Genomic DNA, 14,436 nt, shown 5'->3' with positions numbered 1-14,436 from the left:
ATTGGAGACTTTTTTAGCCTTATTTACTTATTTCGCCCATCTTTTCTTAATCCACGTCTACATTGTAAGACTGGCAAAATACCTTAAGATGCCGGTCCATCTTAGATGGGAACTCTATCCTGTCATACATGAAGAAAAATACCCATCCGCCAGCTCCTACCTCGAAGAAAAGGACTGGTGGTTAAAAAAAAGGAAGAAAAAGTATCTTCGTGGATTTTTTTTCCTTCTCAAGGACTATTTCATTCTTTCAGATTATGCAAAGGGAAAGTTCCTTTACTGGTTGGGACTATATCCCTGGCATATGGGATTCATCCTTACCATGTTTTTTGAATTCCTCTGTTTTATCAGTGGACTATACATCATCCGAGGAGGACAGGTTTCGGACAGTTCACCGTCCATTGTAGGAACTTTTCTTTACCACATGACTTTAATTATTGGGGTTTTGAGCTTTTTAACTGGCATGGTCGGTTCTGTACTTATCTTTTTAAACCGGGTTTTCGACAAAAGTTTAAGGGAGTATGCCGTCCTACTACACTACATCACTTATGGCGTGACGTTTCTTCTTTTCTTTACCGGTTTCTACTCATGGTTCTTTACGGACCCAAAACTTGAAGAATATAGACTATTTTGGGCGGGACTTTTAAGTTTCGATTTTAGCCGTGTTGGTTTGTGGACAGCAATCCACATAATGGTTTACGATCTTTTCCTTCTTTACCTTCCGTACACCCGCTGGCTCCACTACATCACAAGGTTTTTTGCCTTCTTTTTCATCCGATGGGATGACGAGCCAAACATACCGGGAAGCAGTCTGGAAAGAAAAGTTGCGCGCCTTCTTGAAAAGAAGGTTACGTGGTCTGCTCCACACATTGATAAGGGCAAAAGTTGGGTTGATTTGGCAAGGGTATAGTCTTGATGAGGATAAGCGATTTTTCAAAAAAGAAGGAAAGATTACTCAAGATCAAAAAGGAAGACCTTATTGACCTTCCGTATCCCTACAATAGAAGAGATCTTGAACCAGATATTCAAGGGTTAACCGAAGATCAGCTCAAAACTTTCGATTCATCCCTTGACGGAATATCTGCACTCGGAATAAGAATGCCAAAGGACAGAAAAGAAGAAGAGGAGATTGTAAGGAAATTCATAAATGGTCTTCAAAAACTTCTGACCCCCGAGAATAACTGGACATTCCTTATGCCTCTTTATCATTCCCTCGAGTACTGCGTGAGATGTCAGCTTTGTAACGACCATTGCCCAGTATATATAGCCTCAGGAAAAAAAGAAATTTACAGACCGACCCTAAGGGGAGAGATTTTAAGAAGATTAGTAGAAAGGTACGTGAAGAAAAGAAGCAGTGTGGTTCTTAAGCTTTCTGGGTGTGATCTGGAACTCAACTGGCAAACAATCGCGAGATTGGGAGAACTTGCCTATCGATGTACACTTTGCAGAAGGTGCGCTATGGCCTGTCCGTTGGGGGTTGACAACGGTCTTATCTCGCGTGAAATAAGAAAACTTTTGAGTCAGGAACTGGGACTTGCCCCAAAAGAATTGCATGAACTAGGAACTGTTCAACAACTCAAGGTCGGTTCCTCAACCGGTATAACTCCAAAGGCATTGAAGAACATCATCGAATTTATAGAAAGCGACATAGAAGAAAAGTTGGGAAAAAAGATAAAGATCCCAGTTGACAAGGAAGGGGCAGAGGTTTTACTCATACACAACGCAGGTGAGTATCTTTCATGGCCAGAAAATGTTGAAGCGTTTGCCATAATCTTCGATCTTGCAAATATAGATTGGACTCTATCTAGCGACCTTATGGGGTACGACGCTGTTAATTACGGACTTTGGTACGATGATATTCAGTTCGCAAGGATTGCAATAAGGCACATCGAAGTTGCAAAAAAACTCAAAGTTAAAAAGATAAATGTTGGCGAGTGCGGGCATGCTCATAAGGCGCTTGTAGTTGTCGCCGACAGGGTGCTTACGGGAGATATGAACATTCCAAGGGAAAGCGCTTTACCACTACTTAGGGATCTGATTGTTAAAGGAAAGCTGAAAGTCGATCCCAAAAAGAATAACTTTCCAGTCACACTCCACGACCCTTGTAATGTTGTAAGACTCATGGGCATCGTCGAACCTCAAAGGGAGATACTCCGAAGGATCTGTCCTGACTTCAGGGAGATGGAACCGCATGGGATACACAATTACTGCTGCGGTGGTGGGAGCGGTTTTGCCATAATCCAGTCCATGAACTTCCCGTCCTGGAGAAGCTCTGTCTCAGGAAGGATGAAGTTAAAACAGATCTTAGAAGTGTTCCAAGATGTAATTTCCCCGGATGTCAAGAAATATGTGTGCGCTCCGTGCTCTAACTGTAAAGGACAGCTAAGAGACCTTTTTAATTCTTTCAAGACAAACGAGTTGTGCGGAATATTTTATGGTGGGATTGCGGAATTGATAGTAAATGCCTTGGAGGATTTAAAAAAGCCATTCATAGAATGGGAATGGCACTAGGTAGATTTCGAAAGGCTCGATTTTCAGCTTTGAGAGAAATCGTCTATTCGTCAAAAGATAGAGATCATAAAATAAGTATATAGGCGGACTTTACAAAAAAGCTTAAATCTTTAAAAGTGAAAAGCTCGAACCTCCCTTATTTAGCCTTAACCTTAAATTCCCTTCTCGAGCTTAGAGCAAAAGAGAACGGAGAGCGTGTTGCCCTCGTAAAGGGGGATTTCTTTACTTACGGACGGTTAAAGAACTTGTCGGATAAGGTTGGTCTTTACTTGAAGAGACTGAACGTCCAAAAAGGGGAAAGGGTGGGAATTTTAGGCGAAAACGGGCCCATGTGGCTGATTTCGTTCTTTGGGATCCAAAGTGTTGGGGCGATCTGTGTGCCTCTTGACACAAGACTCGGTTTTTTTGAGATTAAGGGCATAATAGACCATTCTGATATAAGAGTTCTTTTCACGGAAAGAAGGTTTATAAGACAGATAGCAGATATGGTAGCGGAGAGAATGGTAGAGATTGTCGATCTCGACCGTGACCAGTTTTTAGATCTCATCGATAAGAAAGAGAAAAACACTTACAATTTGTCGTTAGAAGAAAAGCCGGATCCTGAAGATCCGGCAATACTATTTTACACCTCTGGCACAACAGGTACTCAGAAAGGGATCCTCCTTTCGCACAGGAATGTCCTATCCAATATAAGATCGATCCTCTCGATGGTAAAGGTGGGTGAGGATGATAGATTCTTCTCAATACTACCAATCTCTCATGCTTATGAACTCGTTGCGGGAAATTTGCTTCCTCTAGCAGCGGGTGCCTCCATCGCTTACGCCTCTTCGCTAAAGCCGAAAGAACTATTGGAGGACCTGTCTCGTGCCAAACCCACCATAATTCTTGCTGTCCCTCTCTTTTTGGAGAAACTCTTACGCGGTATCGAGAGGCGGATTGAATTGTCTTCTCCGGTTAAAAGACTTTTCATAACTCTCGCTTTGAGAACTCCGGGTTTAAAAAAATTGGTGCAGGTGGGCATTAAAAAGAGCATGGGCCTTAGGCGGCTTAGATTTTTTGTTTCCGGGGGTGCCCATCTTCCTGAGGATGTTGAGATCAAGATGAGAAGATTAGGTTTTAAAGTAATCCAAGGATATGGCCTTACAGAAGCATCACCTGTTGTTTCCTTGAATCCGCCCGATAAACCAAAGGTTGGTAGTTGCGGAATCCCGCTTCCCGGTGTGGAGGTGCGGATTTGGGCTCCAGGGCATGATGGAGTTGGAGAGATCGTAATTCGAGGCGAAAACGTGATGAAAGGATATTACCGTAATGATGAGGCGAATAAGGAAGTTTTTCTCATGGAGAATTATCTCCGAACCGGAGACCTCGGTTTTTTGGACAAAGATGGCTACCTTTTCATAGTAGGCCGGAAAAAATCTGCAATAGTTACTAAAGGAGGGCTAACCATTTATCCGGAAGAGATAGAAAATATCCTATGTAAGTCGCCGTACGTTAAAGAAGCCCTCGTCTTACTAAAAAAGAGAGATCAAAAAGAGGAGCTTCATGCGATAATCTTCCCTGATGAGGAAGTAGTGAAAGACAGGCTTGGAGATTTTTCGGAAAAAGAAGAAAGGGAAAAGGTGTTAAAAGAGGTGATAAGGAGGGAAATTGAGACGGTTTCAAAAGGTCTTGCGGATTACAAAAGAATAAGAAGCTTCTCATTAAGGTTCGAGGAGTTCCCTAAAACAACGACCAATAAAATCAAGAGGTACCTTTTTGAAGGTCATGATCCTTTAAGATGAAGCGGGAATTGGCATTTTTGATCCGGTCTACCTCTTCAATATGGAAAAGATGATCGTAAGGATGAGGCTAATAAGAAGGCTCGTTGTAAGCGGAAAGTAAAAAGAGAAACGTTCCTTTTTTATGTGAATATCTCCTGGAAGCTTTCCAATATAAGGGATTTTTTCTCCCAAGGCGAAGATTATGCCTAAAAGTACGAGCATAAGCCCTGCAAAGATAAGGATCTTACCTATCCCTCCCATATCAACCTCCAAGATCTATATAATGCAGCCTAAGACAAAACTCAAATTCCGTGCCTTTCTTTTTCGCTGAATATGCATCCGCAATAGTTCTGTCTGTACATGTTTAAAGCCTTTGACTCCGACAAGCCCATCTGCCATCCGGTCCTAAAGTCGAAGTAGACGAAATTTATACCGTACGCCTTGGATAACTCTTGGCATAATTCTTTTAAGGTTTCGTGTTTCTGATATTTGCTATAAAGTAAAGTCGTTGTTACATTCTTAAAACCGTCCTTTAGGGCCTGCTCAAATGTTCTTTCCATTCTAATTTTGTAACAGTAAAGACACCTCTTTTCTTTATTTGCAAGCTGGCCTTCTAAAAAGCTTTCTAGATCGTAGGAGAGATCTGTGATTAGACGAAAAAGCGCAACTTTCGAATATGAAAGGAGAGTCTCCAACCTCTTTTTAAACTCGGAAAAGGGATGGATGTTCGGATTAAAAAAGAACCCCGTAACCTCGTAACCTTCCTCTCTTAGGACCTTGAGTGGATAAATTAGACACGGTGCACAGCAGACGTGTAAAAGAAGACTATCCTTCATACGTGAGATCTTTTAACTTCTCCTTTATCTTTGCTCTAGCCGCGGCAAGTTTGGCGATAGTTACTCTAAAAGGGGAACAGCTCACGTAATCTAACCCGATTCTATGGCAAAATTCGACAGAATTAGGTTCCCCTCCATGTTCTCCGCATATACCTATCTTTAGATCAGAACGGGTTTTCCTTCCAAGATCGACTGCTATCTTCATAAGCTTTCCAACCCCTTCTTCATCTATCCGCTGGAAGGGATCGTATGGGTATATGCCCTTCTCAAGATAGTAGACTAAAAATTTTCCAGAATCGTCCCTACTCATCCCGAGAGTCGTCTGTGTGAGATCGTTCGTTCCAAAGGAGAAGAACTCCGCCTCTTTTGCTATTTCATCCGCCACAAGAGCAGCCCTCGGAACCTCTATCATGGTCCCCACCTTATAGTCCACTCGGGATCCATACTTTCTAAACGTCTCTTCCGCAACATCATTTATTATCTTTTTTTGGAGAGCTATTTCGTTTACGTGTCCCACAAGTGGAATCATTATCTCCGGTTTCACATTTATACCCCTTTTCTTTACCTCACACGCCGCCTCAAAAATTGCCCTCGCCTGCATCTCAGTTATTTCCGGATACATAATACCTAAACGACAACCGCGGTGGCCCAACATGGGATTCGCCTCTTTTAGCCCTTCAATTTTAGCAATAAGAGTTTCGTAGCTTACATTAAGCTTACTAGCTAGAGCCCTTATCTCTTTCTCTTCCTTTGGAAGGAATTCGTGTAGAGGTGGGTCGAGAGTCCTTATAGTTACTGGCTTCTCCTTCATTACTTCGAAGATACCGATAAAATCGTTTTTCTGCATCGGAAGTAGTTTGCTTAGCGCTCTTTCCCTTTCCGCCTTATTTTCTGCGATTATCATCTCCCTTACCGCATCTATCCTTTCGCCTTCAAAAAACATGTGCTCCGTCCTGCAAAGCCCTATACCTTCCGCACCAAAGGCACACGCGATCTCCGCCTGCTCCGGTAAATCGGCGTTGGCGTAAACGCCAAGACTCTTTATTTCGTCGACCCAACCCATAAATGTGGCAAAGTCTTGATAGATCTTTGACTCCTCGGCCTTCAGTTTCTTTTCCACAAGAACCTGAAGAACCTCAGATGGGGTCGTCTTTATCTCTCCTTCGAATACTTCACCTGTAGTTCCATCCAAGGATATCATATCGCCTTCCCGAATTACCCTTCCGTTTACCTTAATAGTTCTCTCTTTATAACTTATCTCCAGATCTTCGCATCCTACCACGCAAACTTTACCCATCTGTCTTGCAACGAGTGCTGCGTGGCTTGTCATTCCGCCTCTCGAAGTTAATATTCCCTGAGCTGCGTTCATCCCTCGTATATCCTCTGGAGAAGTTTCAATCCGTACAAGGATCACCTTTTTTCCCTGCCTTGCCCATTCCTCCGCATCTTCAGCATTGAATACAACCTGGCCTGTGGCAGCTCCAGGTCCAGCATTAAGCCCTTTGGCGAGAAGCTTACCTGATTTTAAGGCTTTTTCTTTCTCTTTGGGATCGAATATGGGCCTGAGAATCTGGTTTAACTGGTCGGGCTCAACTCTCATAATCGCCTCTTCTTTTGTGATCAATCCCTCCCTCACCATGTCAACTGCGATCTTTAGCGCTGCGAAGGCAGTTCTCTTTCCGGATCTTGTCTGAAGCATCCACAACTTCCCTTTCTGAATCGTAAATTCAATATCCTGCATGTCCTTATAATGGCGCTCCAAAGTGTTCCGGATTGACACAAGCTCCTTATATATCTCTGGCATCTCCTCTTCTAGGGATTTCTGATTAGGGTCAGATTTCTGGGCTCTGGTTAGGGGGAGGGGTGTCCTTATTCCGGCAACCACATCTTCACCCTGGGCATTCAGGAGGTACTCTCCATAAAGGAGATTCTCACCCGTTGCCGGATCCCTTGTGAAGGCAACACCTGTTGCCGAATCCAAGCCCATGTTCCCAAAAACCATACACTGGACGTTTACGGCCGTTCCCCAATCTTCTGGAATATTATTGAGTTCTCTATACGCTTTCGCTCTGGGATTATTCCACGATCTAAAAACTGCCCCAATCGCTTCCCATAGCTGCTCGTACGGATCCGAAGGAAAGTCTTTGCCAGTTCTATCCTTTATTAAGGTTTTGAATTCTCTGACGAGTTCTTTTAGATCGTCTACTGTAAACTCGATGTCGTATCTTATCCCCCTTTCCTTCTTTTTTTTCTCTATTACCTCTTCAAAAGGATCATGCTCATCTTTACTTTTCGGTTTAAGCCCTAAAACCACATCTCCGTACATCTGGACGAACCTTCTGTAGCAGTCCCAGGCAAACCATTCATTGCCAGTAAGCCTTGCCAAACCTTCAACGGTCTTGTCATTAAGCCCGAGGTTCAGTACCGTGTCCATCATACCAGGCATGCTTACCCGAGCGCCGGACCTAACAGAGAAAAGAAGGGGTCTTTCAGGATCTCCGAATTTTGCACCCATCAGTTCTTCTACTTTTTTTATATTTTCCCTTACCTCCTCCTCGAGCCCTTCGGGGAGTTTCATGTTATTCTGGTAGTAGTAAGTGCAAACCTCTGTCGTTATGGTGAAACCCGGAGGGACGGGTATGCCAAGATTAACCATCTCCGCAAGGGAAGCCCCTTTTCCGCCTAAAAGATCCCTCTTTTCTTCCCCCCCTTCAGCCTTGCCTCCTCCGAAAAAGTAGACGTACTTCTTTTCCATCTAGCTCCTCCTTCAATCTGATTTTATTCTTTCAAAATCGCAAAAATCCGTAAACATGTCCTTTATCCTCTTTAGAAGCCCGAGCCTATTTTTCCGGATTCTTTCATCATCGACCATCACAAATACCCGATCGAAAAATCTATCTATCGGTTCCTTAAAATCCATAAGCAAACGAACGGCTTCTTTGTACTTTCTTTCCTTGATGTACGAGTAGTAAGGCTCCTTTCTCACTTCATAAACTGAAAGTAAGGTCTCTTCTTCTTCTTTTTCGAAAAGCTCCCTTTTAACCTCATATGAATCCTCAACCTTTTTCGTAATGTTGAAAACCCTTTTGAACCCAACGATCAGTTTTTCGAACTCTGGTACCGATCTTACCTCTTTTAGACTACAAAGCCTAAGATACGCATCGAAAAGGTCTAAATGTGCAAAGGACAGAACACTTTCTACAAGATCGTACTCGTATCCCTCGTCTATCATCAAAAACTTGAACCTTGTGGCTATGAAGTTTAATAGCTCCGTCTTTATTACATCTAAAGGCAGCCTTTTTTCTATGTGGGATGCTGAAAGATAGGAGAATGAAATGAGATCACCTAAAGAGATGTGAAGCTCCTTCCCCACTATCGTTCTTACAAGACCTATAGCGCACCTTCGAAGTCCATAGGGATCTAAATTACCTGTGGGTGTTATTCCGACTGAGAAGAATGAAACGAGGGTATCGATTTTGTCTGCAATACTCATTATGATGCCAAGCCTTGTCTTTGGCAGTTCTCCCTCCGATGAAAGCGGGAGGTAGTGCTCCTCAATTGCATAAGACACCTCTTCGTCTTCGCCTCTAAGTTGGGCATAGATCCTACCCATCTTTCCTTGAAGTTCTGGAAATTCTGCAACCATATGGGTTAGAAGATCAACTTTAAGTAGTTTAGATGCTCTTTTAAGTTTTGAAATGTCTTTAAAGTTCAGTAGATCTGCGAGATGGCCGGCTATTTTCTCAACCCTTTCGGCCTTTTCCTTCATCGTTCCCAATTTTTCATGAAACACAACGCTATCGAGCCTTTCGTAAAGCGAAAAAAAATCCATCCGTTTGTCTTCTTCAAAGTAAAATTTGGCGTCGTCGAGCCTTGCTTTTAGGACTTTTTCATTTCCTTTTACGATAACGTCGGAAAAAGGAGAAAGAGTGTTCGCAAAAAATATGAAATAGGGCTTTAGAACCCCATTTTCGCCTACAAGGGGTATGTATCTTTGGTGTGATTGCATAACGTTTATAACGACGTAGTACGGCAGAGTAAGGTAGATCGGGTCGAAGCTACCCTTCATTGCATATGGAAACTCGGTAATGTAGAGTATCTCCTTTAAAAGTTCCTCACTGAATACGGCTTTCGATCCGGTCTCTTTTTCGATTTTTTCTATGCCTTCCATTATGAGTCTCATTCTCTCATTTTCGTCGACAATGACGTAGGCCTCTTTGAGTTTTGGTACATAGTCTAAAGGGTTATTTATTACGATTGGTCCTTTAGTTAAGAACCTATGCCCGTAAGTTAGATTTCCACTTTTTACATCTGCGATTTTAACATCTATCACTTTCCCGTCGAGGATCACACAAAGCCACTGTATCGGTCTTGCAAACTCAAAGGTCTCAAACCCCCATCTCATTTTTTTTGGAAAGGGGATCTTCGATATAACATCCCCGACTATTTCTGGAAGGATATCCTCAGTGTCCTTCCCGCCCTCCTTTTTCTCGCATGCCAAAACTAAAACCCCGTCTTTTTCAACCTTCTTTAAATCATCGATAGCGACTCCTTGTGATTTAGCAAAACCAAGGGCTGGCTTAAGTGGGGTTCCCTTCTCGTCGTAGGCCACAGTCACAGGAGGTCCGTACTTTAAAATCACAATTTCTTCCTGCTTTGGGGATACACCGAAAACGAGCGCAGCAAGCCTTCTTGGCGTGGCGAATACATTAATTTCCCCAAACTTTATACGCTTTGCGTAGAAAGCTTCTTCGAGGGCCTTTTTAAAACCTTCTTTGGCTCCTTCTATAAAGCGGGCAGGAAGTTCCTCTGTTCCTATCTCGAAAAGAAGAGTCTTCATCTTTTTCGATTGAGCAAGGGGTAATTCATATCTTCTCTCTTTTTGAGATAGAGTTCTGCAGTCATCTTGGCTAGATTCCTTACCCTCGCGATGTAATTTGCCCTTTCTTGAACACTTATTGCCCCCCTTGCGTCTAAGAGATTAAAGATGTGTGAACATTTGAGGCAAAAGTCATATCCTGGATAAACAAGCTCTTTTTCCTTTAACATCCTTACACTTTCCCTTTCGTAGGTCTCAAAGAGCTCTTTGAGCACAGAAACATCCGCCTCTTCAAAATTAAACGTGGAGTATTCTCTTTCCGTTTCCAAAAAGATATCCCCGTAAAGTATATCCTCGTTCCATTTTATATCGAAGACGCTATCCACATCCTGCAAATACATAGCTATTCTTTCAAGTCCGTACGTTATTTCACAAGGTATGGGATTAAGATCTATCCCACCGCACTGCTGGAAATATGTGAACTGGGTAATCTCCATCCCGTCCACCCAAACCTCCCATCCCAGACCCCATGCACCGAGTGTTGGAGATTCCCAATCGTCCTCTATGAACCTTATATCGTGGATTTTTGGATCGATCCCTATTCTCTGTAAGCTTTCAAGGTAGATTTCCTGAATATTTTTTGGATGCGGTTTCATGAGAACTTGAAACTGATAGTAGTGCTGGAGTCTATTGGGATTTTCCCCGTAGCGTCCGTCAGTCGGTCTCCGTGAGGGCTGAACATAGGCTGTAAACCATGGTTCCGGTCCTAAAGCCTTAAGGAAGGTGGCAGGATGGAAGGTGCCAGCTCCAACCTCCATGTCGTAAGGTTGCTGAATTATGCAACCCTTCTCAGCCCAGAATCTCTGTAACTCTATAATGAGGTCCTGGAGGTACATCGAATTTTCTATAACACAAAAGGAAATCCATTGCCAAGAACTTGCGCTGGACAGGAAAGAGTAAGAAAGGTAAGAATTTATCGATGGATTCAAAACCCATAATCGTCGTAAGCAAATGTCTCACTGGAGAAAAAGTACGCTACAATGGCGAAACAATATCTGACGCAAGTATCGTAATCTTATCCGAGATCACAGAAATAGTCCCTTTTTGCCCAGAAATCGAGGCCAATCTTGGAGTTCCAAGAAATCCTTTGATACTCGTTAAAAAGAAGCGAAGAAGACTCATAGTCCAAGAAGAAAAAACAGGAATTGATCGGACAGAGCTGCTAAAAAATGTGTGCGAGTCCTTCCTTTCAAAACTCCATTTTGTCGACGGATTCGTACTTAAATCCAAATCCCCAAGCTGCGGATGGAAGAGTGCCAAAATATACGATGCTAACGGATTGGAAGTTTCACGAAAGGGTAGGGGTATCTTTGCAAAAAGCATACAAAGACATTTCAGGAACGTTCCCATTGTGGAGGAGGTGGATCTTAAATTGGAGGATAAGAAAAAAAACTTTATCGTTCGCGTATTTCTTTCATCATGGATAAGGAAAAAGACGAAGGAAGACTTTAAGAGCCAATTTGACGATTCGATTTTAGAAATCCTAAAGATCAATTCTCATCTGTTATTATCCCAAAATTTCTCGGATGGAACGGCTATAAATCCGAGAAAAAATGAAGGTGACCTAAAGAAAACTCTTTTTACGAGGCTTTCTAGAAACGCTGTGTATCGCCTTTACTCTTTATTCGAAGAGATCTACCAGTTCAACTGTTGCAGTGGCAGGGGCGAAATGTTAAAAAATAACGTCCGAAATCATGGAAGGACTTAGGGATTTCATAAGGGAGATCATTGAAAAAGACCTAAAAGAAAAAAAGTATTCAAAGGTAATTACGAGGTTCCCTCCCGAACCGAATGGATATCTGCACATAGGACATGCAAAATCGATATGTCTAAATTTTGGAATCGCGGAGGAATTCGGGGGAAAATGCAATTTGAGGATGGACGATACCGACCCCGAAGGGGAAAAGGAGGAGTATGTAAAGGCGATAATTGAGGATGTGAAGTGGCTGGGGTTCGATTTTGGAGAAAAGGTCTTTTACGCCTCGGATTATTTTGAAAAGCTCTACGAGTACGCCAGAGAGCTCATAAAAAAAGGGAAAGCCTACGTTTGCCATCTAACCCCTGAAGAGTTGAAAGCTTCCAGAGGAAACTTCACGCAACCAGGAAAAAAAAGCCCGTATAGAGAAAGGTCGGTTGAGGAAAATTTAGAGCTTTTTGAAAGGATGAAAAACGGAGAATTCGAAGAAGGAACCTGTGTGCTAAGAGCAAAGATAGACATGCAGTCTCCCAATATGGTTATGCGGGATCCGGTTATTTACCGTATAAAAAAGGTGCCTCATTACAGAACTGGAAACAAATGGAACATATACCCCATGTACGACTTCGCCCACCCTCTGTCAGATGCTATAGAAGGTGTTACCCATTCGATCTGCACGCTTGAGTTCGAAAACAATAGACCCCTTTATGAGTGGTTTGTTGAAGAACTCGTCACTAGTCCGGAAAAGCCAAAGCAGATCGAATTTGCAAGACTAAACTTAAGCCACACAGTCTTAAGCAAGAGGCTTTTGTCCAAACTAGTCGATGAAAAAATAGTCGATGGCTGGGACGATCCAAGAATGCCGACTCTTGCAGGACTTCGCAGGCGCGGTTACACTCCGGACGCCATAAAGGATTTCATAAAAAGGATAGGGGTTGCAAGAAACGAAAACCTAGTTGACATCTCTTTACTTGAACACTGTGTTAGAGAAGACCTCGACTGGAAGGCACCTAGAATCATGGGTGTTATAAGGCCAATAGAAGTCTTAATTGAGAATTATCCTCAAGGGAAGTTCGAAATACTTGAGTGTCCAAATCATCCAAAAAGACCAGAGATGGGTTCAAGAAAGATTATCTTTGCTCGGGAAATATACATTGATGAAGAAGACTTCTCCGAAACCCCCCCTCCAGGCTATAAACGCCTGACACCGGGGGGTGAAGTGCGCCTAAGGTATGCTTATAGGATCAGGTGCAAGGATGTGATAAAAGATGAAACCGGCAGGATAAAAACGCTTATATGCACTTACGATCCCGAATCAAAAAACGTTGAAAAAAAAGGTAAAGAAGGAGTTATCCACTGGGTTGCGAAATCTGATGCTATTGCCGCTGAGGTAAGACTCTATGACAGGTTATTCACAGTACCCGATCCAGCATCCTATGGAGACGATTTTCTAAAGTACATCAATCCCAAGTCTTTAGAGATTATCTTCCCTTCCTACGTTGAAAAAAAACTTGCTCAAAGCGAGCCTGGAAGCGTCTTTCAGTTCGAAAGGGTAGGGTATTTCTGTATTGACAGCAAAGATTCGAAAAAAGAACGACCAGTTTTAAACCTGGTTGTACCCCTTAAGGATCCTTACTCGAAGAAAATAAAATAAAATGGCTGGGGGACAAGGATTCGAACCTTGATTCACGGGTTCAGAGCCCGTTGTCCTACCGTTGAACGATCCCCCAGTTCAAAAAAAATAATAGCATCAAAGACTATCGCCGTCAATAATAAGCCATAAAAAACCTCTTGCATTTTCCCATTCCGACTGATATACAGTTCGAGAGTGCGGTTAAAGGTCAGGTTTGCCGATCCTCAAGGAAAACCTGTTATCCTTCCGTGCAACTATAATGAGCTCGTCCAAAGCTTTATTTACAAAAATCTCGATGAATGGCTTTCAAAAAAGATCCATGACGAAGGTTTTACTGATCCAGTAACAAAAAGGGCATTCAAGCTTTTTACTTTTTCCAGGTTAATACCAGATAGGCGAGCATTTGTAGAAAACCAGTGGATCACTTTGTACGGCAACATAAATCTCGTTGTATGTTCACCTTCGCGGGACTTTGTGGAGTCTTTTGCGATAAACCTTTTAAAAAGTGAAAGCTTCGAACTTGGCAGAAAAAGGTTTTGTATACTATCCGTAGAAGTCGAAGGTTTACCCGACTACGAGGAAAGAATCCTTGTGAGAACCTTATCTCCCATAACGGTTTACAGAACTCCCAATGATTTTGAGGGAAGAAAGAGCACGTATTACTTGAGCCCATTCGAAAGGGAGTTCGAAGAATCTTTACTAGAAAATCTGCGAAAGAAGTCTAGGACATTTTACGGTGAGGACATAAAAGGAGGCTCCATAAGACCTTATAAAGTGAGCTCAAAAAACCAAAGGATCCTTCGCTACAAAGGGACAATTATAAAGGGATGGGACGGCATATTCGAATTGAATCTTCCGGAAAAGCTCTTCATTTTGGCATTCGAGACAGGTCTTGGAGCAAAAAACTCCCAGGGATTTGGGTGTATAGAGGTTTGGCATAAAGATATGCGTAAAAGCGAAAAAAGCACCAACGGCTGGGCCAATGCTATCTAGGAATCTTAAAAAAGTTTGCGTTACTTTAGAAACTGTGAGTCCGGCATTTTTGTCCGGCTCAAGTCCAAGGTCTCTCCCCGAAATCCGCGCTCCCTCTTTTCGCGGCGTAATGAGATTCTGGCTGAGGGCGC

11 protein-coding genes and 1 tRNA gene are annotated in these 14,436 nt (G+C 42.7%); 6 read left to right on the top strand and 6 right to left on the bottom strand.

Annotation, left to right across the window (positions count from 1 at the left end; all coding sequences use genetic code 11):
- Position 1: 1 nt before the first annotated feature.
- From NZ583_06150 to NZ583_06140, 3 genes are all read left to right on the top strand, one after another.
- Complete coding sequence (locus NZ583_06150) at positions 2–907, top strand: hypothetical protein (GenBank protein ID MCS7281188.1); 906 nt, start codon at positions 2–4, stop codon at positions 905–907.
- A gap of 5 nt (positions 908–912) precedes the next feature.
- Entirely contained in the window at positions 913–2,508 is a 1,596-nt protein-coding gene (locus tag NZ583_06145) for a (Fe-S)-binding protein (protein MCS7281187.1), read from the top strand.
- A gap of 116 nt (positions 2,509–2,624) precedes the next feature.
- Entirely contained in the window at positions 2,625–4,289 is a 1,665-nt protein-coding gene (locus tag NZ583_06140; GenBank protein ID MCS7281186.1) for an AMP-binding protein, read from the top strand.
- A gap of 27 nt (positions 4,290–4,316) precedes the next feature.
- Here the strand turns inward: NZ583_06140 and NZ583_06135 are convergent, their stop codons facing one another.
- Genes NZ583_06135 through NZ583_06115 form a run of 5 tightly spaced genes read right to left on the bottom strand, consistent with a single transcriptional unit; the run spans position 4,317 to position 10,819 of the window.
- Positions 4,317–4,529: a DUF2905 domain-containing protein gene (locus NZ583_06135; GenBank protein ID MCS7281185.1), complete on the bottom strand. Its 213-nt coding sequence runs from the start codon at positions 4,527–4,529 to the stop codon at positions 4,317–4,319.
- A 41-nt stretch (positions 4,530–4,570) separates the two neighbouring features.
- A complete protein-coding gene (locus NZ583_06130; GenBank protein ID MCS7281184.1) occupies positions 4,571–5,104 on the bottom strand; it encodes an epoxyqueuosine reductase QueH in 534 nt (177 codons plus the stop codon).
- Entirely contained in the window at positions 5,094–7,859 is a 2,766-nt protein-coding gene (ppdK, locus tag NZ583_06125; GenBank protein ID MCS7281183.1) for a pyruvate, phosphate dikinase, read from the bottom strand. The genes NZ583_06130 and ppdK overlap by 11 nt, the downstream gene beginning before the upstream one ends.
- 12 nt (positions 7,860–7,871) lie before the next feature.
- Positions 7,872–9,944 carry a glycine--tRNA ligase subunit beta gene (gene glyS, locus NZ583_06120; protein ID MCS7281182.1) on the bottom strand — a complete coding sequence of 691 codons (2,073 nt, stop codon included), beginning with the start codon at positions 9,942–9,944 and terminating at the stop codon, positions 7,872–7,874.
- The gene (locus NZ583_06115) at positions 9,941–10,819 is read right to left on the bottom strand and encodes a glycine--tRNA ligase subunit alpha (GenBank protein ID MCS7281181.1); all 879 of its coding nucleotides are present in this window, start codon (positions 10,817–10,819) and stop codon (positions 9,941–9,943) included. Before NZ583_06115 ends, glyS begins: the two co-directional genes overlap by 4 nt.
- A gap of 83 nt (positions 10,820–10,902) precedes the next feature.
- On the opposite strand from NZ583_06115, the gene NZ583_06110 reads away from it, so the two are divergent.
- Together NZ583_06110 and NZ583_06105 are read left to right on the top strand one after the other, a co-directional pair.
- Positions 10,903–11,691 (top strand): DUF523 domain-containing protein, encoded by a 789-nt coding sequence (locus NZ583_06110; GenBank protein ID MCS7281180.1) that lies wholly within the window; start codon positions 10,903–10,905, stop codon positions 11,689–11,691.
- Entirely contained in the window at positions 11,678–13,333 is a 1,656-nt protein-coding gene (locus NZ583_06105; GenBank protein MCS7281179.1) for a glutamine--tRNA ligase/YqeY domain fusion protein, read from the top strand. Before NZ583_06110 ends, NZ583_06105 begins: the two co-directional genes overlap by 14 nt.
- Positions 13,334–13,335: 2 nt before the next feature.
- Here the strand turns inward: NZ583_06105 and NZ583_06100 are convergent.
- Positions 13,336–13,409: transfer RNA gene (locus NZ583_06100), tRNA-Gln, on the bottom strand.
- Between the two features lie 98 nt (positions 13,410–13,507).
- Here NZ583_06100 and cas6 point away from each other — a divergent pair.
- Positions 13,508–14,305 (top strand): CRISPR-associated endoribonuclease Cas6, encoded by a 798-nt coding sequence (gene cas6 / locus NZ583_06095; protein MCS7281178.1) that lies wholly within the window; start codon positions 13,508–13,510, stop codon positions 14,303–14,305.
- Positions 14,306–14,436 lie beyond the last annotated feature (131 nt).

This window comes from Thermodesulfobacteriota bacterium (assembly GCA_025062045.1).
Taxonomy (GTDB): domain Bacteria; phylum Desulfobacterota; class Syntrophorhabdia; order Syntrophorhabdales; family JANXAF01; genus JANXAF01.
Note: the sequence above shows the minus strand (reverse complement) of the source record. Positions and strands in the feature narration are given on the sequence as shown.

Excerpts from the sequence above, each read along its gene's own strand:
- NZ583_06130 (MCS7281184.1), bottom strand. The coding sequence starts at position 5,104 with ATGAAGGATAGTCTTCTTTTACACGTCTGCTGTGCACCGTGTCTAATT.
- ppdK (MCS7281183.1), bottom strand. The coding sequence starts at position 7,859 with ATGGAAAAGAAGTACGTCTACTTTTTCGGAGGAGGCAAGGCTGAAGGG.
- NZ583_06135 (MCS7281185.1), bottom strand. The coding sequence starts at position 4,529 with ATGGGAGGGATAGGTAAGATCCTTATCTTTGCAGGGCTTATGCTCGTA.
- NZ583_06110 (MCS7281180.1), top strand. The coding sequence starts at position 10,903 with ATGGATTCAAAACCCATAATCGTCGTAAGCAAATGTCTCACTGGAGAA.
- glyS (MCS7281182.1), bottom strand. The coding sequence starts at position 9,944 with ATGAAGACTCTTCTTTTCGAGATAGGAACAGAGGAACTTCCTGCCCGC.
- NZ583_06145 (MCS7281187.1), top strand. The coding sequence starts at position 913 with ATGAGGATAAGCGATTTTTCAAAAAAGAAGGAAAGATTACTCAAGATC.
- NZ583_06115 (MCS7281181.1), bottom strand. The coding sequence starts at position 10,819 with ATGTACCTCCAGGACCTCATTATAGAGTTACAGAGATTCTGGGCTGAG.
- NZ583_06105 (MCS7281179.1), top strand. The coding sequence starts at position 11,678 with ATGGAAGGACTTAGGGATTTCATAAGGGAGATCATTGAAAAAGACCTA.